This window comes from Pseudoduganella plicata, assembly GCF_004421005.1.
GTDB lineage: Bacteria > Pseudomonadota > Gammaproteobacteria > Burkholderiales > Burkholderiaceae_D > Rugamonas > Rugamonas plicata.
Genome location: NZ_CP038026.1, coordinates 1,866,269 through 1,888,111 on the forward strand (window position 1 = coordinate 1,866,269; position 21,843 = coordinate 1,888,111).

Annotated in this window: 19 protein-coding genes and 1 pseudogene; 3 read left to right on the forward strand and 17 right to left on the reverse strand. The window is 64.9% G+C overall.

Going from position 1 to position 21,843, the window contains the following annotated elements:
• Positions 1-89 precede the first annotated feature (89 nt).
• From bamB to ndk, 8 genes are all read right to left on the reverse strand, one after another.
• The gene (gene bamB, locus E1742_RS08215) at positions 90-1,244 is read right to left on the reverse strand and encodes an outer membrane protein assembly factor BamB (protein ID WP_134384426.1); all 1,155 of its coding nucleotides are present in this window, start codon (positions 1,242-1,244) and stop codon (positions 90-92) included.
• A gap of 75 nt (positions 1,245-1,319) precedes the next feature.
• A complete protein-coding gene (locus tag E1742_RS08220; RefSeq protein ID WP_134384427.1) occupies positions 1,320-1,970 on the reverse strand; it encodes a YfgM family protein in 651 nt (216 codons plus the stop codon).
• A gap of 22 nt (positions 1,971-1,992) precedes the next feature.
• Positions 1,993-3,333, reverse strand: coding sequence for a histidine--tRNA ligase (gene hisS, locus E1742_RS08225; RefSeq protein WP_134384428.1), 1,341 nt, complete (start codon positions 3,331-3,333; stop codon positions 1,993-1,995).
• A gap of 158 nt (positions 3,334-3,491) precedes the next feature.
• Entirely contained in the window at positions 3,492-4,775 is a 1,284-nt protein-coding gene (ispG, locus tag E1742_RS08230; protein WP_134388088.1) for a flavodoxin-dependent (E)-4-hydroxy-3-methylbut-2-enyl-diphosphate synthase, read from the reverse strand.
• 23 nt (positions 4,776-4,798) lie between these two features.
• Complete coding sequence (locus E1742_RS08235) at positions 4,799-5,770, reverse strand: RodZ domain-containing protein (RefSeq protein ID WP_134384429.1); 972 nt, start codon at positions 5,768-5,770, stop codon at positions 4,799-4,801.
• Positions 5,771-5,783: 13 nt separating this feature from the next.
• Entirely contained in the window at positions 5,784-6,608 is an 825-nt protein-coding gene (gene pilW / locus E1742_RS08240; protein WP_134384430.1) for a type IV pilus biogenesis/stability protein PilW, read from the reverse strand.
• A complete protein-coding gene (gene rlmN, locus E1742_RS08245; RefSeq protein WP_134384431.1) occupies positions 6,608-7,780 on the reverse strand; it encodes a dual-specificity RNA methyltransferase RlmN in 1,173 nt (390 codons plus the stop codon). Before rlmN ends, pilW begins: the two co-directional genes overlap by 1 nt.
• Before the next feature lie 126 nt (positions 7,781-7,906).
• Positions 7,907-8,332 (reverse strand): nucleoside-diphosphate kinase, encoded by a 426-nt coding sequence (ndk, locus tag E1742_RS08250; protein WP_130188234.1) that lies wholly within the window; start codon positions 8,330-8,332, stop codon positions 7,907-7,909.
• A gap of 356 nt (positions 8,333-8,688) precedes the next feature.
• Here ndk and E1742_RS08255 point away from each other — a divergent pair, with 356 nt between their 5' ends.
• Both E1742_RS08255 and E1742_RS08260 read left to right on the forward strand, forming a co-directional pair.
• Positions 8,689-9,375, forward strand: coding sequence for a Bax inhibitor-1/YccA family protein (locus E1742_RS08255; protein ID WP_134384432.1), 687 nt, complete (start codon positions 8,689-8,691; stop codon positions 9,373-9,375).
• Positions 9,376-9,585: 210 nt separating this feature from the next.
• The gene (locus E1742_RS08260; protein WP_134384433.1) at positions 9,586-10,383 is read left to right on the forward strand and encodes a hypothetical protein; all 798 of its coding nucleotides are present in this window, start codon (positions 9,586-9,588) and stop codon (positions 10,381-10,383) included.
• A gap of 37 nt (positions 10,384-10,420) precedes the next feature.
• On the opposite strand, the gene rlmD is transcribed toward E1742_RS08260, so the two are convergent.
• From rlmD to E1742_RS08305, 9 genes and pseudogenes are all read right to left on the reverse strand, one after another.
• A complete protein-coding gene (rlmD, locus tag E1742_RS08265; RefSeq protein WP_134384434.1) occupies positions 10,421-11,764 on the reverse strand; it encodes a 23S rRNA (uracil(1939)-C(5))-methyltransferase RlmD in 1,344 nt (447 codons plus the stop codon).
• Positions 11,765-11,925: 161 nt separating this feature from the next.
• A complete protein-coding gene (gene rpoS, locus E1742_RS08270; RefSeq protein WP_134384435.1) occupies positions 11,926-12,933 on the reverse strand; it encodes an RNA polymerase sigma factor RpoS in 1,008 nt (335 codons plus the stop codon).
• 8 nt (positions 12,934-12,941) lie between these two features.
• The gene (locus tag E1742_RS08275; protein ID WP_134384436.1) at positions 12,942-13,862 is read right to left on the reverse strand and encodes a peptidoglycan DD-metalloendopeptidase family protein; all 921 of its coding nucleotides are present in this window, start codon (positions 13,860-13,862) and stop codon (positions 12,942-12,944) included.
• 451 nt (positions 13,863-14,313) lie between these two features.
• Positions 14,314-15,182 (reverse strand): annotated as a pseudogene (locus E1742_RS08280) (protein-L-isoaspartate(D-aspartate) O-methyltransferase).
• On the reverse strand, positions 15,179-15,916 hold the full coding sequence (gene surE, locus E1742_RS08285; RefSeq protein WP_134384437.1) for a 5'/3'-nucleotidase SurE: 738 nt from the start codon (positions 15,914-15,916) through the stop codon (positions 15,179-15,181). The pseudogene E1742_RS08280 and the gene surE overlap by 4 nt, the downstream one beginning before the upstream one ends.
• A gap of 82 nt (positions 15,917-15,998) precedes the next feature.
• A complete protein-coding gene (locus E1742_RS08290) occupies positions 15,999-17,783 on the reverse strand; it encodes a KGGVGR-motif variant AAA ATPase (protein WP_134384438.1) in 1,785 nt (594 codons plus the stop codon).
• A gap of 50 nt (positions 17,784-17,833) precedes the next feature.
• A complete protein-coding gene (locus tag E1742_RS08295) occupies positions 17,834-18,436 on the reverse strand; it encodes a toll/interleukin-1 receptor domain-containing protein (RefSeq protein WP_134384439.1) in 603 nt (200 codons plus the stop codon).
• Positions 18,437-18,682: 246 nt separating this feature from the next.
• Positions 18,683-20,725: a DNA repair helicase YoaA gene (yoaA, locus tag E1742_RS08300; protein WP_134384440.1), complete on the reverse strand. Its 2,043-nt coding sequence runs from the start codon at positions 20,723-20,725 to the stop codon at positions 18,683-18,685.
• A 64-nt stretch (positions 20,726-20,789) separates the two neighbouring features.
• Positions 20,790-20,990, reverse strand: coding sequence for a YdcH family protein (locus tag E1742_RS08305; RefSeq protein WP_134384441.1), 201 nt, complete (start codon positions 20,988-20,990; stop codon positions 20,790-20,792).
• Positions 20,991-21,226: 236 nt separating this feature from the next.
• On the opposite strand from E1742_RS08305, the gene E1742_RS08310 reads away from it, so the two are divergent.
• Positions 21,227-21,763 (forward strand): hypothetical protein, encoded by a 537-nt coding sequence (locus tag E1742_RS08310; RefSeq protein ID WP_134384442.1) that lies wholly within the window; start codon positions 21,227-21,229, stop codon positions 21,761-21,763.
• The last annotated feature ends 80 nt before the right edge of the window (positions 21,764-21,843 follow it).

The following is a 21,843-nucleotide window of genomic DNA, read 5'->3' on the forward strand; positions in this document are numbered from 1 at the left end:
TTTTCAACTCAACCGCCGGAGCGGTCATAAATACTGCTTGGTTTTTAAAATACTGCGGGATGGCCGCCCCTTGCGGCCACCTTCGTTACTTATTCGACCGCGACGGCAGCCACGGTGCCGTTCTGGGTCTGGAAGACCATGTTCGAGCCCGACACCAGCGGCGCCGCCTTGATGGCGCTGCTGTCGATCTGCACGCGGCCCAGCATGGCGCCGTCCTCGCGCGACAGCAGGTGCACGTAGCCCTGGTAGTCGCCGACGGCCACGACGCGGCCGTACGACACCGGCGTGGACAGCACGCGGTTCGACAGCGTGTCGTTCTTCCACGCGCTGGCGCCGCCATCGCGGCCGTAGGCGGCCACGTGGCCCTTGTCGTCCGCGACGAATACGAAGCGCTGGTCGACGGCCACGCCGACATCCGACGAGGTTTCCTTGGTCCAGCGCGGCACGCCCGTCTGCAGGTCGAAGCAGCCGACCTTGCCCTGGTACGTGACGGCGCAGATATCGCTGCCCAGCACGACGGGATTGCCGCCGATGTCGGACACGCGTTCCAGCTCCGTGGCGCCGCGCGGCTCGGCCACGGGCACCTCGAAGCGCGGCACGCCGTTCGACAGCGCCAGCGCCAGCAGGCGCCCGGCCGGCTGCGCGATGTAGACGTTCGGCGCCGCGACGACGAGGCCCGGCGCGTTACGCAATGTCAGCGGCGGCGTGGTGCGCTGGATGAACCATTTGCGCTCGCCCGTCTTGCTGTCGTACGCCGTGATCTTGTTGTCCATGCTGCGCACGATCACCAGCTCGTCGCTGACGGCCGGTGCCGACAGCACTTCCGACGACGCCTGCACCTTCCACAGCCGGCTGCCGGTGGCGCCATCGAACGCCACGACCTGGCCCTTGGTGCCGCCCACGGCGACGACCTTGCCGTTCGAGCCCACGCCGGCCGTCAGGTTCGTGCCCGCCTTGACGCGCCACTGCGGCTTGCCGGTGGCCGCGTCCAGGCGCTCGACGTTGCCGTCGGCATCGGCCACGAACAGGCTGTTATCGGCCAGCGCCGGCGCGAACACGTACAGACCCGCCTTGCCGGTCGAGTGCTTCCAGACGATGCGCGCCGGGATCGGCGATTTCAGGTCGACCAGCTTGGCCGGCGGGTTCTTGTCTTTTTCCTTGAACGGGTTCAGCGAACCCAGTGTACCGCAGCCGGCTGTCACTGCCAGCAGGCTCACGCCGATTACTTTTCCGGTGATACGCATAAGTTTTTACTTGCTCCTCTTACTGTGGGGCTTCTGGCAAAGCGCTCGGGGCGCGGTACCTCTTGGTGTTACGTATTACGCTGCGGGTTTCTCTTCCGGCACTACGCCGCCGACGGCTTCGAATTTCAGTTCGATCAGCTGGCGCGCCGGGCTTTTCTTGTCCGTCTTGTCGAGCGCGGCCTGGTATGCCGTGCGGGCTTCGGCCAGCTTCTGCTGCGCGGCCAGGATGTCGCCCTTGCGGTCGTTGACGCTCGCGGCGAATGCCGCGGGAACGTCGCCGTCCAGCGCCTTCAGCGCCGCGTCGTACGCCTTCTCGTCCAGCAGCACGCCGGCCAGGCGCACTTTCGCCATCGCCTTGTATTCGTCCGTGCCATGGTCGATCACCCACTGCAGCTGCGCCTTGGCGGTCTTGTTGTCCTTCGCTTCGAACGCGCTCTTGGCTGCCGTCAGGGCGCCCATCTGGGCGTACACGGTGCTGCCGAAGCGGCTTTCCAGGTCGGCGGCAGCGCGCTGCACTTTCGCGTTGTCCTTCTCGGCGGCGTTACGCAGTTCGTCGTACAGCGCCGACGCCTGGGTCGACTGGGTGCGCTGGTGGTAGTTCCAGTAGGTCCAGCCGGAATAAGCCGCCAGGCCCGCGATGACGACCCACGTCGCCACGTTGCCGTACTTTGCCCACCAGGCCTTCAGGGTGGCCAGTTGTTCTTGTTCTTCGAGATCGTATGCCATGGATGCTTCTCAATCAGATGGGTTAATGGTGGTAGTGCACGTGGTCGTGACCATGGTCGCCGACGACCAGGTCGACGATGTGGTCCACCACGTCGTCGAACGGAACGGTGGCCTGCTGCTGCTCGCCCTCTTCGCCGCGCAGCGCCTTGACGTTGGCCGTGTTGTTGGCCACTTCATCGTCGCCGATGATGACGGCAAAGGCGGCGCCGCTGCCGTCGGCCTTCTTCATCTGGCTCTTGAAGCTGCCGGCGCCGGCAGGCGTCGCACAGTGCAGCATCACGTCCAGGCCCGCGTCGCGCAGGCGTTCGCCCAGGATGAATGCCTGCATCTGCGCTTCCTCGCCCTGGTGCACCAGGTAGACGTCGCACTGGTTCGGCGCGGCCGTCTCGCCGGCGGACTTCATCAGTTCGATCAGGCGCTCGATGCCCATCGCGAAGCCGACACCCGGCGTCGGCTTGCCTCCGAACATTTCGATCAGCGGGTCGTAGCGGCCGCCGGCACAGACGGTGCCCTGCGCGCCCAGTTCGTCCGTCACCCATTCGAACACGGTGCGGTTGTAGTAGTCGATGCCGCGCACGAGGCGCGTGTTGACGATATACGGCACGTTGTTGCGGTCGAGGATCTTGCGCAGGCCGTCGAAATGGGCGCGCGATGCGTCGCCCAGGTAATCCAGCAGCTTCGGTGCACCATTGACCATTTCCTGCATGGCCGGGTTCTTCGTATCCAGGATGCGCAGCGGGTTAGAGTGCAGGCGGCGCTTGGCCTCCGCATCCAGGATGTCCTCATGCTTTTCCAGGTATGCGATCAGGTCGACGCGGTGGCGCGCGCGCTCTTCCGCGTCGCCGATCGAGTTCAGTTCCAGGCGGATGTTCTGCAGGCCCAGGTCGTCCCACAGGCGGCGGCACAGCATGATCAGTTCCGCGTCGATGTCCGGACCGGCAAAGCCCACGGCTTCCGCGCCGAACTGGTGGAACTGGCGATAGCGGCCGCGCTGCGGACGCTCGTGGCGGAACATCTGGCCCTTGTACCACAGGCGCTTCGGGCCTTCGTACGTCAGGTTGTGTTCCAGCACGGCGCGCACGACGCCGGCGGTGCCTTCGGGGCGGAGCGTCAGCTGGTCGCCGTTCATCGAATCGGTAAAGGAATACATCTCCTTCTCGACGATGTCGGTCACGGCGCCGATGGCGCGTGCGAACAGGCGCGTCTCCTCGACGACCGGCGTGCGGATGTTCTGGTAGCCGTAGCTTTGCAGGATCGACTGCGCCGTGTTCTCGAAAATCTCCCACAGGTGGGCGTCGGCCGGCAGGATGTCGTTCATCCCCTTGATTCCGACGATCTTTTCAGGTTTCTTGTTTTCGGACATTAGCAATTCTCGTTAAATTCTCTTGATACTTGGTCAGAGTGTCTCTGGGAGTTCCGGCTTGCAAGCCGGAACCGTTCAGCCGGCGCGCGGCATGCCGCGCGAAACCCCGGTTTCACCCAGGATCTTTTCAGGTTTCTTGTTATCGGACATTTGATTTCTTAAGCTGTAACTGGTGAGTAGTTCTTCTGTACGTAATCGAGCACGATGCGCTGGAAATCCTGCACGATCGTCTCGCCGCGCAGGGTGGCGACCTTCTGGCCGTCGACGAACACCGGCGCGGCCGGCGATTCGCCCGTGCCGGGCAGGCTGATGCCGATATTGGCGTGCTTCGATTCGCCCGGACCGTTGACGATGCAGCCCATCACGGCCACGTTCATCGCCTCGACACCCGGATGCGACTTTTTCCATTCCGGCATCTGCTCGCGCAGGAACGTCTGGATGTCGTCCGCCAGCTCCTGGAACGTGGTCGACGTCGTGCGCCCGCAACCCGGGCAGGCGATGACCATCGGCGCGAACTTGCGCAGGCCCATTGTCTGCAGGATTTCCTGGCCGACCACGACTTCCTTGGTGCGGTCCCCGCCCGGTTCCGGCGTCAGCGAAATGCGGATCGTGTCGCCGATGCCTTCCTGCAACAGCACGGACAGCGCGGCCGTCGAGGCAACGATGCCCTTGCTGCCCATGCCCGCTTCCGTCAGGCCCAGGTGCAGCGGGTAGTGGCAGCGCTTTGCCAGTTCGCGGTAGACGGCGATCAGGTCCTGCACGCCGGAGACCTTGCAGGACAGGATGATCTTGTCCTTCGACAAGCCGATTTCCTCGGCGCGCACGGCGTTCTCGATGGCCGACGTGATCAGCGCTTCGTACATGACGGCCTGCGCGCTCCAGGGCTGCGCACGCGCCGCGTTTTCATCCATGATGCGGGCCAGCAGCGCCTGGTCCAGCGAGCCCCAGTTGACGCCGATGCGCACCGGCTTGTCGTGACGGATCGCCACTTCGATCATCTGGGCGAACTGCGTGTCGCGCTTGGCGCCCTTGCCCACGTTGCCCGGATTGATGCGGTACTTCGACAGCGCGGCGGCGCAGTCGGGATATTCCGTCAGCAGCGTGTGGCCGTTGTAGTGGAAGTCGCCCACCAGCGGCACGTCGATGCCCATCCTGTCGAGCTGTTCGCGGATGTACGGCACGGCGGCCGCAGCTTCCGGCCGGTCCACCGTCAGGCGCACCAGTTCTGAGCCGGCGCGGGCCAGCTCCTTGATCTGGATGGCCGTGCCGACGGCATCGGCCGTGTCGGTATTCGTCATCGACTGGACGACAACGGGGTTGTCGCCGCCGACCCAGACCTTGCGGTCGCCATGCGCCACCAGCACGCCATGGCTGGCGCGCCGCGGCGTCGGGCCGGACGGAATGGCCTGCGCGGGCGCGGCCGGGATATTCAGGGAAGACATGCTCATGCTATTAACTTAACTGATCACTTGACGGGCACGCGCGAAATCGTGCCGTTCGGGATTTTCGGCAGAGCCAGCGGCTGGCCGCGCAACGTGGCGCGCACGCCGTCCGGATTGCCGACGACCAGGGTGGACTGGCGGTCGATCTCGACCGTCTCAGTGCTGCCTGCCTTGACCAGGCGGGAAATCAGCGACTTCGCGCCGGGGCGCTTGACCTCGATCCACGAATCCTGCGTGACCGTCAGCACCAGGGCGTTGCCCGCCTCGGCAGGCGCTGCAGGCGCGGCGGGCGTCGCACCAGGCGCAGGCGTCGCAGCGACGGGCGGCTGGGCGGCAGGTGCCGGCGTGGTCGCGGCCGCCGTTGCGGGCGGCTCCGTTGCCGCGGGCACGGGTGCCGGCGGCGTCGCCTCGGCGGCAGGGGTACCCGTTGGCATGGTCGGCTGCACCAGCGGCACGTTCGGTGCCGGCAGCGCCGTTGTTTCCGTGCCCGGCTGCGACGGCACGGCCGCTGTTTCCGTGCCGGCCGAGCGGTGGAATATGTCGGTCGAGACGATGCCGGACTGCCACGCGGCAGCGGCCGCGACAAGGACCAGCACGACGGCGCCGCCAACGATCCAGCGTTTCGGTTTCGCGCGGCTCTCCGTCATCGACGGGAAACGCGATTCGCTGAACGTGGTGGAAATCTTCTCGCGGCGCACCGTGCCGTGGTCGACGGTCGGGGCCACGGTAGGCGTCACTTCGATCTGGGCCACCAGCGGCGCCGGGTCGAGCCGCACCACCTTGGCATAGGCGCGGATGAAGCCGCGCGTGACGGCCATGTTCGGCAGCGACGCGTAATCGCCCTGCTCGATGGCCACCACCTGGCGCGGGGCCAGTTTCAGCTGGTCCGCGATCTGGTCGATCGAGAGGCCCATCGCCTCCCGTTGTGCCGCCAGCTGTGCTCCGGGCGCCTGGGCCTGCTGGTTTTTAGGCTGCTCCTGCCATTCTGAATCCATTGTTATCCCTGTCTCACTCATCGAACGCCCCTCGTTGATACGCAGCATACTCGGGCGAGGCGGCATGGTGGCGGCGCAATGGCGTCACCCAACCCTGCTCCGCGTCCACGTCGCCCAGCTTATGCTGCACCTTGATCGCCAGCCACAATACATCGGCCGGCAGGCTGTCTGTCCTGGCAAGCTTGCCCAGCCGGGTGATGAATAAATTCGCGCGCGCATAGTCACGGCGCTCATAATAAACCCGTGCCAGGTTCGCATTGGTGGACGGCTGGTCCGGCGTCAGCTGCAGCGCCTGCAGCAGATACTTCTCGGCCGTGCCGATATCTTTCGACTTCAGCGCGCAATTGCCCGCATTGTTCAGTGCCTTGGCAGGCGAAGCATACTGCCGGCTGGCCAGCGCGGTATCGAAATACCGGAACGATTCGGCGACCCGGCCGTTCTGGCACAGGAAGGAACCGTAGTTGTTGGCAATGTCCGGATTGCCCGGCGCCAGCCCCAGCGCATGGCGGAAATTGGCGTCGGCCAGCGCCGTCTCGCCCATCGCCATGTAGATCAGCGCCCGCACCCCCCACGCCTCGGCGTACGCGGGATCGGCGGTAATCGCCTTCTTGATTTCGTCCAGCGCCACCGGCAGCTGGCCCTGCTCGTAGTAGCCGACGGCCAGCTGCATGCGGATCTGCGCGCGCTTCTGCGCGGCCGTGGTGTCGGACAGCGTGGGCAGCTCGGCCTTGCCTCCGCCGCCCGCGTCACCCGATCCGCTGCCCGCGCACGCCGCCAGCAGCCCGGCCATGCCGAAGGCTGCCAGACAGGCCGGAGTGCGCTGGGCCAGTTGCACCATCAGGAACGGATCTCCACAATCTTGCCGAAGTTGGCACCGAACTTCTGCTGGTATTCCGTCATCTTCTCCATGCGCTCCTGCACGCGGGTGCGGTCCTTGACCTCGCCGGCCAGCTGGCCGCAGGCGGCGTCGATGTCGTCGCCGCGCGTCTTGCGGATCGTCGTGACGATGCCCGCCTGCATCAGGACCTCGGCAAACGCCTTGATGCGCGGATTTTTCGAGCGTGTCAGGCCCGACTCCGGGAAGGGATTGAACGGAATCAGGTTGAATTTGCAGTTGATGCCCGTTTTCGGGTCGTTCACCAGCGCCACCAGTTCGCGTGCGTGCTCGTCGGTATCGTTGAAACCGTCCAGCATGCAGTACTCGAACGTAATGAAATCGCGCGGCGCGAATTCCAGATAGCGCTTGCAGGCCGCCAGCAGTTCCGCCAGCGGGTATTTCTTGTTCAGTGGGACGAGGCCATTGCGCAGCTCGTCGTTGGACGCGTGCAGCGAGACGGCCAGCGCGACGGGAACGTCCTGCGCCAGCTTGTCGATCATCGGCACGACGCCGGACGTGGACAGGGTGACGCGGCGGCGCGACAGGCCATACGCGTTATCGTCCAGCATCAGCTTCAGCGCGGTTGCCGTCGGCTCGTAGTTCAGCAGCGGCTCGCCCATGCCCATCATGACGACGTTGGTGATCTGGCGCTCGCCTTTCGGGCCAGGCTCGATGCCCTTGGTCTTGCGCAGCTCGAACTCGGCCATCCACAGCTGGCCGATGATTTCGGCCACCGTCAGGTTGCGGTTGAAGCCCTGCTTGCCCGTCGAGCAGAAGCGGCAGTTGACGGCGCAGCCGGCCTGCGTGGAGATGCACAGCGTGCCGCGGTTCTCTTCCGGGATGAACACGGTTTCCACGGCATTGCCGTTGCCGACGTCGACCAGCCACTTGCGGGTGCCGTCGGTGGACGTGTGGTCGCTGATGACGGCCGGCGCCGTGATGTGGGCGCGCGTTTTCAGCTTCTCGCGCAGCGACTTGGCGAGGTCCGTCATGCTGTCGAAGTCGGATGCACCGAACTGGTGGATCCAGCGTTGCAGCTGTTTGGCGCGGAACGGCTTCTCACCCAACTGAGCACAGTAGTCGATCAGTTGCGCGGGATCCAGGTCCAGCAGATTGGTGAGCGTCGTTTCCATAAGCCTGTTCAATTACCATTTCAAAACGCCCGCACCCCGGACAGTGTCCGGGGCGGCAAGCGCTACAACTTTACAGCAGACGCCGGCATGGCCGTGTCCGCATTGCACCGTTATCGCAGGAGCGAATTAACGGGAGTACACGTTCAGTGCTGGGAAGTAGTAAGCGATTTCCACAGCGGCGGTTTCGGCAGCGTCCGAACCGTGAACGGCGTTGGCGTCGATCGAGTCGGCGAAATCGGCGCGGATCGTGCCTTTTTCAGCTTTCTTCGGATCGGTGGCGCCCATCAGGTCGCGATGTGCGGCGATGGCGTTCTCGCCTTCCAGGACCGTGATCATGACAGGGCCGGAAACCATGAAGTCGACCAGGTCCTTGAAGAATGGGCGGGCAGCGTGCACGGCGTAGAAGCCTTCGGCTTCGGCGCGCGACAGTTGCGTCATGCGGGCAGCCACGATCTTCAGGCCAGCGCCTTCGAAACGGCTGTAGATCTGGCCGATAACGTTCTTCGCGACTGCGTCTGGTTTGATGATCGACAGGGTGCGTTCGATTGCCATTATGAAAAACTCCAATAAAAAGAAAGGTTTAAAACGGAATTGATTTCTGAATCAACCTTTGATTTTACCATACAACACCCCATATACTATGCATATAGGGGCGGAAGATGGCACGACAAGCGCTGAAGTACGGCGCTTCGGACCGAGCGGTGAAATCCGCGTGGCAGCCCAGGAGGATCGTCATGGCGCGTTGGCCGGCCGGGAAGCACGGCGGCGCGTCGGCAGCGGACGAATCCTCCGGATGACCAGGTTCAGACCATTCCGGCGGGCGCAAGCCCTTTTCCCGGCATCACGGGCAACCGCGCATGCTATGCTTTGGCAAGGGTACACCGTACCGATCCAACAAGGAGTGCAATATGGAACACAAGCTACAAAAGACGTATGACCTGTCCGCGGGCCGGCAGGTCGCCCGCAACACGGTGTTGCGCAACACATACTGGCTGCTGGCACTGTCGATGATTCCGACCGTGCTGGGCGCCGCCATCGGCGTGTCCTTCGGCGTGCCGATGCCGCGCGGCTTCATGGGCGCCCTGCTGTTCCTGGGCGTTGCCTTCGGCTTCATCTGGGCCATCGAGAAAAACAAGAACAGCGGCGTCGGCGTGGCTCTGCTGCTCGGCTTCACGTTCTTCATGGGCCTGATGCTGACACCTCTGCTGCAGCGCACGCTGGGCTACAGCAACGGCGGCACCCTGATCATGCTGGCCTTCGGCGGCACGGCGGCCGTGTTCGGCGTACTGGCAAGCATCGCCACCGTCTCGAAGCGCGACTTCTCGGCAGTTGGCAAATGGGCCATGGCCGGTCTGGTCGTGATCATCCTGGCATCGCTGGCGAATATCTTCTTCCAGATTCCCGCCCTGACGCTGACGATCTCCGTGCTGGCAATCGGCATCTTCTCCGCCTTCCTGCTGTACGACGTGCAGCGCATCGCCAACGGCGGCGAAACCAACTACATCAGCGCCACGCTGGCTGTGTACCTGGACGTGTACAACATCTTCACCAGCCTGCTGCAACTGCTGGGCTTCTCGAGCGGCAGCCGCGAGTAAGCTTGAGTTGCGTCATCGGAAGCCGGCCTTGGGCCGGCTTTTTTTTGCCTGCCGAGGCATGCAACGTCCCTGGTTTTGCATCCTTGGGTGACAGCCGAGGCGTGCAGGAGTTCCGTTTGATCGCCTGATCGGGCATAAGCAGCCCTGTGCGCTGACGCCTACGATTCGGTAGCCACACCCGCCGATCAGTTAATCCAGAGTGAGGACGCCATGACCTGTCCGCTGCCCTGCCGCCTTGCGGCTGCCCTGTTTGCGATGCTGCTGGTCGCCTCCCCCGCCATGGCGGACGGATTCGCCTCCGCTGCGATTACCGGCGTGCGGCTGGGCGCGCTCGACCTGACGCCGGATGACGGCGTCGCTGCCGGCTTCAGCATCTCGGGCATCACGCCGGCACTCTCCGCCACCCTGTACGGCGCCAGCTCGGACCACTACTCGGTCGGCTATCCCGGGCCGGACGTGCCCGCCAGCGTTGCGCTTGTGCTCAGCGACAGCGCCAGCTCGGCAGCCACGGACGGCACACTGGGCCACGTAACGTCACGCGCCTTCGGTACCGCGGCGCTCGGCGAATTTGGCTATGGCACCGCTTCCGGCAGCGAAGAAGTGCGCGTGCTGCTGGAACCGCACAGCGTGCTGACGATCGGCGGCCACCTGTCGAGCCTGGCGTATCGGACGGATGAGGTGCGGGACTACGATACGGTGGGGCTGACGACCGTCAGCATCGTCGGTGCAAGCGGCCACACATACACGCAGCTGGCGCGCCAGAGCCTCAGTTATGCCGACTGGCCGGCGCGGATGGCAATCGAGGATGATTTCATGCTGGCGTTCGCCAACGGGACCGCGCAGCGGCAGGCGGTGTCCCTGTACTTCCAGGCATGGTCCGCGGTGACGCGCAGCGTGACGCCGGTGCCCGAGCCGCCCATGGCTGCGCTGCTGCTTGGCGGCGCGGTTTTGCTGGCGGCGCAGCGCAAGCGAGGAAAGGTTCGAAGCCGGGGATCAGGTCCGACATGACAGTTTGTCCGAATGTCGAACCCCACCCCGGGTCTTATCAGATGAGGTCGAAGACCGCCATCGATTCCACGTGCGACGTGTGCGGGAACATATTGACCACACCCGCCTGGCGCAGCGCGTAGCCGGCGCGGTGAACGAGGACGCCGGCATCGCGCGCCAGCGTGGACGGGCTGCACGAAACGTAGACGATGCGCTTCGGCAGCAGCTCCGGATGCGTCTCCTTCAGCTCGGCCAACGCCAGCGACAGCGCCATCGCGCCGTCGCGCGGCGGGTCGATCAGCATGCGGTCGAACTTGCCCAGCGCGATCAGGTCGTCTTTCGTTACTTCGAACAGGTTGCGGGTCGAGAACGACGTTTTCGCGTCCAGGCCGTTGACCCTGGCGTTAGCCAGGGCGCGCTCCGTCAGCGCCGTGCTGCCCTCGATGCCGACGACTTCGCGCGCCTGCGTCGCCAGCGGCAGCGTAAAGTTGCCCAGGCCGCAGAACAGGTCGGCGACGCGGTCGTCCGGCTGCACGTCCAGCAGGCGCAACGCCTTGTGCACCAGCACGCGGTTGATATGGTGGTTCACCTGCGTGAAGTCGACGGGCTTGAACGGCATCCGCACATTGAACTCGGGCAGCAGGTAGTGCAGCTCCTTGTCCAGCGGGTAGAACGGGTAGGCCGTGTCCGGCCCTTTCGGCTGCAGCCACCACTGGATATCGTACTGGTCGGCGAATGCCTTGACCTTGGTTTCGTCATCCGCCGTCAACGGTTCCATATTGCGCATGACGAGCACCGTCAGGTCTTCGCCGATGGCCAGCTCGATCTGCGGCACCTTGTCGAAGATCGAGAGCGAGCCGATCAGCGCGCGCAGCGGCATCATCATGTCCGACACGTGCTTTGGCAGGATCTGGCAGCTCTGGATATCGGCCACGTACACGGACTTCTTCTCGTGGAAGCCCACCAGCACCGTGCCCTTCTTGGCGACAAAGCGCGCCGACAGCCGCGCGCGGTAGCGATAGCCCCACGTGGGGCCGTACATCGGCCGCATCATCAGCTCGGGCTTCACCTTCGACAGGTGCCACAGATTGTCTTCCAGCACACGCTGCTTGATGGCCACCTGCGCGGACGGCTCCAGGTGCTGCATCGAGCAGCCGCCGCAGTAGTCGAAGTGCACGCACTTCGGCTGCACCCGCATCGACGATTCGCGGTGCAGCGCCGTCATGCGCGCCGCTTCCCAGTTCTTCTTCTTGCGGAACGTCTCGAAGCTGACCCGTTCGCCGGGCAGCGCCCCTTCGACAAACACCACCTTGCCCGGCGTGCCGTCCTCGTTGTCCTGCATATGGCCGACGCCACGCGCGTCCATGTCGAGCGATTTGATATCGATGATGTTGTCTTGCATGAGTAGCAGTCGGTTGGCTATCGCCTTGGCGCCCGGGAGGTAGCGGGCGATGGAAAGGCTGAATCGGAAGGCCGATATGATAGCAGAGAAGCGGGCGCGGATCACCTGCCGGCGGGGCCGGCAGGCCCGTGGCCCAGACAGCGGAGGTGGCGTTGGCGCGGCTAGAGCAGCGAGTCGCGCACGACGCCGCGTGCCGCCATCGCCCGCTTCAGCTTGACGAGCGCTTCCTGCTGGATTTGCCGCACGCGCTCGCGGGTGACGCCCATTTCCTCGGCCAGTGTTTCCAGCGTTGCGGGGTCGTCGTTGTCAAGGCCGAACCGGCGCATGATGACGATGCGCTGCTTGTCCGGCAGCCTGGTCAGCCAGTCGCGCACCAGCTGCGTCATTTCGTGGTGTTCGGCCCTGGCGTCGGGACCATCCTCGGCATCGCCGGGCAGCATGTCCATCAGCGACGACTGCGGATCGTTGTCCAGTGGCGCATCGAGCGACGTGGCATGCTCGGACATGGCCAGGATGTCCTGAACATCCTCGACGGGACGGCCGACAAGCTCGGCGATATCCTCGGCGGTGGCGTCCTTGCCGTTGTGGTGCTGCGCTTCCAGGTGGTATTTGCCGCGCAGGATCTGGTTCAGCTCGCGCACCATATGGACCGGCAGGCGCACCGTGCGGGCCTGGTTCATGATGGCGCGTTCGATGCTCTGGCGGATCCACCAGGTGGCGTACGTGGAAAAGCGGAAGCCGCGCTCGGGCTCGAACTTGTCGATGGCACGCATCAGCCCGATATTGCCCTCCTCAATCATATCGAGCAGGACCACGCCCCGGTTGATGTAGTGCTTGGCGATGGAGACGACGAGCCGCAGGTTGTGCTCGATCATTTTCTGGCGGGCCGCAAAGTCGCCGGCCTTCGCCAGGGTGGCGTAGTGCACTTCCTGCTGGGCCGTCAGCAACGGCCGCGTACCGATCTGGTTCAGGTAATGCTGGGTTGTGTCGGTGGACAGCTCGGCGGCCAGCACCTTCTTCAGTTCGTCGACGGTCTCGAGGACCGTCACCGCTTCGGCGACAGTATTGGCGCCGTCCAGTCCATCGCCATCGTCGCCGTCGATCTGCTCTGCCGGGAAATCAATCGGTAGCGAGTCTTCTTCCAGCTGATCGTGCGGCGAGCTTGTCATGGCGGTCCCTAGCGGTTAGGCAGGAATTTGGACGGATCCACCGGCTTGCCCTGCTGCCTTATTTCAAAGTGCAGCTTGACACTGTCGGAATCGGAATCCCCCATCTCGGCGATGGCCTGGCCCCGGTTGACCGTCTGGCCCTCCTTGACAAGGATGGCGCGGTTGTGGGCATACGCGGACAGCAGACCGTTACTGTGCTTCACGATGACCAGATTACCATATCCGCGGATGCCGCTGCCGGCATACATCACCTTTCCTGCACCTGCCGCAAGCACCTGCTGACCTGGCCGGCCGGCGATATCGATACCCTTGTTCTTGCCTTCGTCGAAGCCCGCCACGACCTTGCCGTCGGACGGCCACGTCCAGGCGACTTCGCGGTCTTCCGCGCTCAGCGTCGAGGCCGCGGCGGGGGCCGACGGCTTGATGCTGGCCACCTGCGCCGGCTTCGTTGCCGGCGCGTCGGGCTTGCCGTCGCCATCCTTATCGACTTTCTGCAGATCGCCCAGCGTGCCTTCCGTGTACGGCTTCTTGTCGCCCTTCGGCTCCGTCTTTTTCGGCGGCGGTGGCGTCGTGATCTTCGTCTCCGGCGGCATCACGACGGCGGCGGTGCGCACGCCCGGCGCGTCTTCCGGCGGCGCCACGCGCAGCACCTGGTCGACCTTGATGTCGTTCGGATTGGCCAGGTTATTCCAGGTCACGAGATCGCGGTAGTTCTGGCCATGATCCAGCGCGATACGCAGCAACGTGTCGCCCTTGCGGACGGTGTAATAGCCCTCCCGATCCTTCTGCTCCTGCACGGGTGCAGCAGGTGGCGTGTGCGGGCGGCGCACGATCGGACGTTCCACCACGGGCGCCTGATTCGGCGTCGACGTACAGGCGCTCAGCACCGCGAGCGGCAGCAACAACAACAAGGAACTTTTCTTCGTCATACTCATCTGATTTTGTAATGGTTCATTCTCTACCCCGCCGGACGGCGACAGTGCTGCGCGCTGCATTCGCGCGCGCCATGGCACCGCCGCAACCCGGCAGGCTGTGACTTCGCCCGGGACCGGTGCGGATCCCAGGCGGACAATTTCATGCGGCGCCGCGGTCATCCCGGCAGGCTGGGTGTGGCTGCTGTGGCATGCCGCAGATCGGCCTGCACGTCGGCGACACAGACGGCGGGCCTGCAGACCCGCCTTTTTGACGTCGGGAAAGGCAGCTGTTTCGGGCCAACCCAAACAGGCGCCTGCCCCGGCACTTCTCCCGCATTCGCGCGCAATTTGCCCGCATTTTCTCATACCGGCCATGCCATGCTGACATCTCACCGATAACGCGGCCGGAGCGCTGGCCGATGACTTGCGCGTTGGCGTCCGCGCTGACGGTTACATTATTTACAAATCAAACAACGCCGGAGCGCAGCGGCACGAAGTGACAGTGCTCCAGCGTCTGGCGCGTCCAGTCGGCCTTGCCCGTGCGCGTCACCAGCTCGAGATGCTGGGTACGCTCACCGATCGGCGCCACCAGCCGCCCGCCAATCGCCAGCTGCTCCAGCAGCGCCTGCGGGACCTGCAAGCCGGCTGCAGCGAGGATGATGCCGTCGAACGGCGCTGCCTGGGGCAGCCCAAGCATACCATCTCCGTAATGCAACCGCAGATTTGCCACCCGCAGCGGGCGCAGATTCGACTTTGCCAGCTCGTGCAGCGGCCTGATGCGCTCAATGGAGTAGACCTCTTGCGCGATGCAGGCCAGCACCGCTGCCTGGTAGCCGCAACCCGTGCCGATTTCCAGCACCCGCGCAAGGTTGGCGCCATTACGCATCACTTCGATCATGCGCGCCACCATATACGGCTGCGAAATCGTCTGCTGGTGGCCGATCGGCAGCGAGGCGTCGATATACGCCTGGGCCGCCAGTCCTTCCTCCATGAACATGTGGCGCGGCACCGTGTCCAGCGCGGCCAGCACGACGGGGTCGTGCACGCCCTGCTTCGCCACCCGCGCCACCATTGCACGGCGCACGGCATCCGACACCAGTGCATGTGGCCGCGGCGGGCCGGCGGCGCGGTCCGCTCGGCATGCGGCCGTGCCGGCACCAGCGTCGGCTGCGCATGGCGCAGCTTGGGCGGCGCCGTGTTGTAGACGGCATTGTGCGCGGCGTTGCGCGTGGCCGTTTGCGGTGTTGCGACGGGCGAGAACACGGTCTGCTTTTTCGGCCCCTTGTCCGTCACGGACGACAGCGGCAACGGAAAGGTGCGGGGCTTGTCGCTCATGCGAGGGCCTTTGCCAGGAGGTCGAGTTGCTGCTTGTGGGTCAGGTCGATCTGCAATGGCGTCATCGAGATGCGCCCCTGCGCGACGGCGTGAAAGTCGGTACCCTCGCCCGCGTCCTTGCAGGCGCCGGGAGGGCCGATCCAGAAGATTTCGCGGCCACGCGGGTCCAGCGCCTTGATGACCGGCTCGGCCTGGTGGCGCCGACCGAGCCGAGTCGGTACGGGCGCGCCCAGCGCGTCGTACGGCAGGTTGGGAATATTGACGTTCAGCAGATAAGGCTTCTGCAGCGCGTCGGCATAGCGCTGCACGATATCGCACGCGGCCCTGGCGGCATCCTCGATATGGCTCCAGCCATAGGTCCCCTGCGAGAAGGCAATGGCGGGAATGCCGAACAGGTAACCTTCCGTGGCGGCGGCTACGGTGCCGGAGTACAGCGTGTCGTCGCCCATGTTCGGGCCGTGATTGATGCCGGAGACGACCAGGTCGGGCGGCTCCGACAGCAATCCGGTCAGCGCGATATGGACGCAGTCCGTCGGCGTACCGTTTACAAAATAGAAACCATTGGCAGCCTGCTGCACCGACAGCGGCCGGTCCAGCGACAGCGAATTGGAAGCGCCGGAGCGGTTGCTGTCGGGTGCCACCACGACAATATCCGCGATCCGGCCCAGCGCATCGGCCAGCGCATTGATGCCCGGCGCCAGGTAGCCGTCGTCGTTACTGATCAGGATTCTCATACGAAGAATTTTACCTGAAGCAACGCGACACCAGCGCATGCGGGCACGTTTGCCTGCCAAAAAAAGCGGCGCGGTGCGACGCTTAGCGCATCCCGATGCGCGGTTCCGACAGTTCGCCGTCTTCCGCCAGCTCGCCACGGTCCGTCCGGCTGCGTGGAACACGCCGGTATCCCGCGCGCGACTGCTCGGCGCTGACGACCTGGTGGCGCCCATGGCGCTCGCGCAGCGCCGGCTCCGCCATGCGGCTGCGCGCCTGCGCCAGCGCCGTGCGGGTGCGGATCGTGTCCGCATGCTCCGCGCCCAGCAGCCGGGTGCGCAGCCGCATGACGTGCTCCAGCAGATTGCAGGCCTGCTCCAGGTCCTCGGCGTGGACGAGGATGTCGGCCCGCACAGCCAGGCTTTCCACCGTTGCCAGGTGTTCGCTGCCCAGCAGCCTTTCATGCGAATCGATGACGACATCCTGGAGCGCCAGCGCCTCCGGGAACTGGCCCAGTTGTGCCAGCGTCGCGGCCAGCGCCGTGGATGCCTCCAGGGTGGCAGGCGCCCCCGCACCCAGCATGCGTTCGCGTGCTTCCAGCACGGCCTCCTGCTGCAGGCGTGCTTCGTCGAACTTGCCCTGCTCGAACAGTACTTCGGCCAGCAGCGCCTTGCTGTCCAGCGTATCGGCATGTTCGTCGCCCAGCATCAGCACGTACAGCGCCAGGCTTTCTTCCGCGCAGGCGGCGGCTCGCCCCACGTGCCCTTCGCCACGGTACAGGGCGGCGAGCCGGGCCAGGTCGCGCGCCAGCGGTAACGCCACGCCGCGCACGCCGCCCTGCTCCATCGCCGCCCTGGCCGCCCGCACGTTCGTCAGCAGTGGGATTTCCTCGCGCGACTGCCACGGACAGTGACCGCCCGCGAACCAGCCCAGGAATGCCTCGAATGTGCGGGCGACGGAAAAGCGGTCGTCGTCGTGGTCGCGGACGGGCAGATGTTCGCCGGCGGCCAGGCTGCGCGATTGCTGCACCTGCACTTCGTCGAAATAGCTTTCCAGCGACATGCGCGAATGCCCGTATGCCTGGGCGAGCAGGCGCTCGAACAGCGGCTGGTAGCCGGGAATGCCACGTTCCGTATCGCCCCGGCGCCACAGCGCGCGCCCGATCGGATCGTCCATCTCGATGCGCGAAGGCAGCGGGTAGATCAGCAACGGCCGCTGCTCTTCCTCGTGACTGCGGCGCCAGGCGGTCGCGCGCTGGACCAGCGCTTCCAGTCCCTCCAGGTGCTGCCGGTTCGGCGTGAATACGAGCACCAGCCTGGTGGGCAGCAGCGTGGTGCAGATGCCCGCCGTATCGGTGCGGCCCGCGCGCGAATCGACCAGCACGTAGCGGAAGCGCCGCGCCAGATTGGCGGCAAAAACGCGGAACAGCGCCGGACAGCCGGCGAACAGCGCCTCCCAGTCCAGCCGCGCCAGCCGCTCCGTGTAACCGGCATCGAGCCGGCCGGCGCGCAGCAGGTACAGCGGCCGGCTGTGGTCGACACGGACAATGTAACTCTCCCAGCCGACGGCATCGAGCACGGCCTGGGCCAGCGCTTCGTCGTCGTGGGCGGACGCCAGCCGGCTGCGTCGCAGCAGCTGATCGCGGCATGCCTCGAACAGCTCCAGCACGCCAGGGCCTTCTCCGCCCGCGCGGAAAAATTGATGCAGGCCCGGCGCCTCCATATCCCAATCCACCATGAGGGTGGGCACCGTCGCGTTGTTGCCACGCGCCAGCATGACGGCGAGGTTGGCCAGCGCCATCGTACGCCCCGCGCCGCCCTTGTGCGAATGAAAGGTGACGACTTCTCCAGGTTCGTCGAGCGGCGGAAGAGACAGGCGATGTGTTTCCATAGCGGACCTTCAGGGTGGGCTGGGGCGGGTAGGCAAGGAGTGACGTGCGGTCAACGGGGAAAACTGGGCGGCGCCGCGGGGCGCCATGGCGGTGGTACGGGCGGCAGCTCGAAGTCGCCGCATTGGTGATGCGCCGGAATGCTGCACTTCAGGTAGTGGTAGTGTGCGACGATGCGCTGGACGATCTTGTCGATGTCCGGCAGGAACTCCGGATTTGTTTTCAGGTCGCCGGTCGCCAGCGTATAGCGTGAAAAATCCACGTACATGCGGTCCGTGATCTGCAGTGGCAGACTGAGCGGATGGCGCGTCATGATCACGGGAATCGTGAAGTGGCTGGGCAGCGGATACCACGTGCGGCGCTCCGCCTCGATCAGCTGCATCGCCGCGAACTCGCGGCGTGTGTATGCATGGGCTTCGTACTTCGGCGTGTAGATCACGATCATGCAGACGCTTTCGCACAGCGCAAGCGCGATCTTGCGATCGAGGTCGTCTCCTCCACCGAGCTGTTCGCTGTCGACAAAGAGCTCCCGTTCGGTATCGAAGTGCGGCTCGAGGTAGCAGCGCAGAGCGTCGATCAGGTCATTCTTGAACTTGCTCATATAGGCGTGCTGGCCGTGGGCGTAGCTGAAGAAACAGCCGTAGCGGATCGTCATCTCATCCTCTCCTGTTTCTCCCCTGCTTATGTAATTTTAATAACGCATGCAAGCCCACTGTAACAAGCTTGCCGGGGGTGTCCCTTGCGCTGGCGCAAACGGCGCATGCGCAGTCAACCGACTGCGCAGTCAGGAGCGAATCATGCGCAAACAAAGCAAAAAAACCGGTGACAGGCTCCGGTTTTTCGAAAACAGGAGCCTGTCACCGGTTTTTGTCACCCTCTTTCCTGGCGGTGCCGTTCGGGCTTACGCGGGTTTGCCGGCGCCGGTCTGGAAGAACTCGATGACTTCGGCCTGCTCGCGGGTGCGCTTGAAGGGCGGCAGGCTTTGCCAGATGCGGCGGCCGTAGGGCTTGCTGATGACGCGCGGGTCGCACAGCATCAGCACGCCGCGATCGCCTTCGTCGCGGATCAGCCGGCCGGCGCCCTGCTTCAGGTTGATGATCGCTTCCGGCAGCGTGTGGTGGACGAAGCCGTTCATGCCCTTTTTTTCCATCACTTCGATGCGGGCGGCCAGCACCGGGTCGTCCGGCGGCGCGAACGGCAGCTTGTCGATGATGACGAGCGACAGCGCTTCGCCCCGCACGTCGACACCTTCCCAGAAGCTCTGGCTGCCGATCAGCACGCCGTTGCCGGCCTTGCGGAACTGATCCAGCAGTTCCGTGCGGCCCCGGTCGCCCTGGACGAACAGGGGGAACTTCAGCCCGCGTTTCTCGAACTCGTCGCGCAGCCGCTCGGCGGCCCGCTTGACGGCCCGCAGCGTCGTACACAGCAGGAACGTCCGTCCGCCGGCCGCCTCGATCACCGGCAGTGCGCAGTCCAGTACGGCATCGGTGTAGCCCATCGAGTTCGGATCGGGCAGCCCCTGGGGGACGTAAAGAATGCCCTGATCGCCGTAGTTGAACGGGCTTGGCCAGGACTTGGCCGGTTCGTCGTACAGCCCCAGCTGGTGGGCAAAATGCTTGAAATCGTTTTTGACGGCCAACGTTGCCGACGTGAAGATCCAGCTGCGCGGCACGCCTTCGCGCTGGTTGTTGAAGATCTGCGCGATCGACAGCGGCGTCTTGTGCAGCTGCAGGGAGCTGGCGAACGCCTCGACCCAGTACACCGCTTCCTGTCCCGCCGGCACCTTGGCCTTCGGATCGTATTGCCAGTCCTTGAATTTCTGCGCCAGTTCCACGCCGCGCACGCGGCACTGTTCCAGCGTTTCGGCGCGCTGGGCCTGGCCGTCCAGCACTTCCAGCATGCCGTCCAGTTCTTCCTTCAGCTTGGCGAGCGCAGGGAAAAAGTCCGACGACGGCGCGATCTGCGGCAGCGAGAGCCGGACGATGTCCTGCGGGAACGTCAGGCGCAGGTCGCGTGCCGCCTTTTCGACCACCGACACGACCTGCCCCCAGTTGGCGCCGTCGCGGGCATGCGACAGGCCTTCGGCCAGCACGTCGCGGCACAATTCCAGCACTTGCGACGTCGACACGCTTTCGCCAAAGAACAGCGTGGCCGTGTCCGGCAGCTGGTGCGCTTCGTCGAAGATGATGGTGTTGGCGGACGGCAGCAGCTCGGCCACGCCCGTATCTTTCAGCGCCACGTCGGCAAAGAACAGGTGGTGGTTGACGACGACCACGTCGGCCTGCTGCGCCTCGCGCCGCGCCTTCATGACGAAACAGTCTTCGTAATACTGGCATTCCTGGCCGACGCAGTTCTCGCGTGTGGACGTGACCAGGTTCCAGACGGGTGCATTCTCCGGCACGCGCGCCAGTTCGGCCTTGTCGCCCGTCTGCGTCATCTTCAGGAAGCGCGAAATCTCGCGCAGGTAGCCCACGTCCTCGCGCGACGTCATGCGCCCGTTCGCCAGCGTGCGCTCCAGGTGATAGTGGCACAGGTAGTTGGCGCGGCCCTTCAGCAACGCCACCGAAACGGGCGCCTGCAGCGCCTTGCGCACGGTCGGGATATCGCGCGAGAACAGCTGGTCCTGCAGGTTCTTGGTCCCCGTCGAGACAATGGTCTTGCCGCCCCACAGCAGCGCCGGGACGAGATACGCGAACGTCTTGCCCGTGCCGGTGCCCGCCTCGGCGATCAGCGTCTCCTGCCCGGCAATGGCCTGGGCGATGGCCTTGGCCATCTCGGTCTGCGATTTGCGCGGACGAAAGCCGCCAACCGCCGGCCCCAGCGGGCCGCCGGTGCCGAACAGGCGCTCCACTTCAGCGTCGTACTTGCCCGGTGGCGCGGCGGGAACGGCAGGTTCGCCGCTGCCCTCTTCGGGCGCGGCAGGCGTCAGGTCTTGATCGGTCAAAATAGTCTGTGAGGGTAAGCACCCGACGCAATCGCGCCAGGGCCATGTGGGTCAGGCCAATGCGTCAGGCCGGTACGTCGGGCACCAGCTGCATCTTCAGCAGCGTGATGTAGTCTTTCAGTTGCAGTTTGCGCTTTTTCAGGCGACGCAGTTGCAGCTGGTCGCAATGCCCGTCGAGCGTCAGCATATCGATCACCGCGTCGAGGTCACGATGTTCCACGTCCAGTTCGACAATGCGGCGCCGGATCTCTTCTTCGTTCTTCATGGGGATACGCTACCGTAAAGGGCGCCGTAGCGCCATCGTATGAAAAGTTTCCAATTCGCAACAATCCATATCGCAAACCGACCCTCTGTGAAACACCCGGCCCGCGACGAAACTGCTGGCCGGTGCATAGTTTAACCCAGGTAAGCATGAGAAAGAAGCCGCCGGGCATTTTATGCGCACACCCCTACCGGCACTTGGCCTGACCGGAACGCCGCAAGCAAGGCACCCGACTGCGCATGGTTTTCCAGGTCTACGCGGTGTGCGGCGCATTGATCGGCATCCTTGCGCTGGCATGCTATTTCCTGCGCCACCTGGAGCTGAACCTGACCGCGACGGATGTGACGATCCTCGTCACCGCGGGCATCGGTCTTGCCACGTCCACGCTGTCGATCGTCTACCTCGTGCTGGTGCGGGCGCGCACCCGCGCGCTCGTGTGCGGCGACGGGTATGTACTCGCCGCGTCGAAATTCCTGTCCGGGTGGGCGCGGTTCGAGGAAACGGGTCGCGCCAAGCTGACGCAGCTGCGCATCGATTTCAACCGGGCGTCGATCCGCGACCTCATCGCGCATCTCCACGATCTCGGGCTGATCTGCCGGGCCGACGGCGACACGCTCAATGAAGCGCTGCGGCTGCGCGACGAAATCGTCCATGGCGGCGCGCTGGCCGACCGGCGCCGGATCGAACATCTGGCATCGCTGATCGACGAAATCACCCGCCGCGTGAAAACCGTCACCACGGTGCGCGAGCACGAACCCGCCGCCCGGGACCACTGAACCAGCGAGTATCCGCTGCCCGCGATCGCCCTCCTTCGTACAGCCCTGCCGTCACGCCCCCGCGCGGCCCAATTGGCGTG

What these genes read in the sequence shown, in the direction of transcription:
- ispG (WP_134388088.1), bottom strand. Translation starts at nt 4,775, where the DNA reads ATGTCTTCCCTGAATATCCCGGCCGCGCCCGCGCAGGCCATTCCGTCC.
- E1742_RS08255 (WP_134384432.1), top strand. Translation starts at nt 8,689, where the DNA reads ATGGAACACAAGCTACAAAAGACGTATGACCTGTCCGCGGGCCGGCAG.
- E1742_RS08220 (WP_134384427.1), bottom strand. Translation starts at nt 1,970, where the DNA reads ATGGCATACGATCTCGAAGAACAAGAACAACTGGCCACCCTGAAGGCC.
- E1742_RS08290 (WP_134384438.1), bottom strand. Translation starts at nt 17,783, where the DNA reads ATGGAAACACATCGCCTGTCTCTTCCGCCGCTCGACGAACCTGGAGAA.
- E1742_RS08260 (WP_134384433.1), top strand. Translation starts at nt 9,586, where the DNA reads ATGACCTGTCCGCTGCCCTGCCGCCTTGCGGCTGCCCTGTTTGCGATG.
- rpoS (WP_134384435.1), bottom strand. Translation starts at nt 12,933, where the DNA reads ATGACAAGCTCGCCGCACGATCAGCTGGAAGAAGACTCGCTACCGATT.
- bamB (WP_134384426.1), bottom strand. Translation starts at nt 1,244, where the DNA reads ATGCGTATCACCGGAAAAGTAATCGGCGTGAGCCTGCTGGCAGTGACA.
- E1742_RS08275 (WP_134384436.1), bottom strand. Translation starts at nt 13,862, where the DNA reads ATGACGAAGAAAAGTTCCTTGTTGTTGTTGCTGCCGCTCGCGGTGCTG.
- ndk (WP_130188234.1), bottom strand. Translation starts at nt 8,332, where the DNA reads ATGGCAATCGAACGCACCCTGTCGATCATCAAACCAGACGCAGTCGCG.
- rlmD (WP_134384434.1), bottom strand. Translation starts at nt 11,764, where the DNA reads ATGCAAGACAACATCATCGATATCAAATCGCTCGACATGGACGCGCGT.
- E1742_RS08305 (WP_134384441.1), bottom strand. Translation starts at nt 20,990, where the DNA reads ATGAAGAACGAAGAAGAGATCCGGCGCCGCATTGTCGAACTGGACGTG.
- surE (WP_134384437.1), bottom strand. Translation starts at nt 15,916, where the DNA reads ATGAGAATCCTGATCAGTAACGACGACGGCTACCTGGCGCCGGGCATC.
- E1742_RS08295 (WP_134384439.1), bottom strand. Translation starts at nt 18,436, where the DNA reads ATGACGATCCGCTACGGCTGTTTCTTCAGCTACGCCCACGGCCAGCAC.
- E1742_RS08235 (WP_134384429.1), bottom strand. Translation starts at nt 5,770, where the DNA reads ATGGATTCAGAATGGCAGGAGCAGCCTAAAAACCAGCAGGCCCAGGCG.
- hisS (WP_134384428.1), bottom strand. Translation starts at nt 3,333, where the DNA reads ATGTCCGAAAACAAGAAACCTGAAAAGATCGTCGGAATCAAGGGGATG.
- E1742_RS08310 (WP_134384442.1), top strand. Translation starts at nt 21,227, where the DNA reads ATGGTTTTCCAGGTCTACGCGGTGTGCGGCGCATTGATCGGCATCCTT.
- rlmN (WP_134384431.1), bottom strand. Translation starts at nt 7,780, where the DNA reads ATGGAAACGACGCTCACCAATCTGCTGGACCTGGATCCCGCGCAACTG.
- pilW (WP_134384430.1), bottom strand. Translation starts at nt 6,608, where the DNA reads ATGGTGCAACTGGCCCAGCGCACTCCGGCCTGTCTGGCAGCCTTCGGC.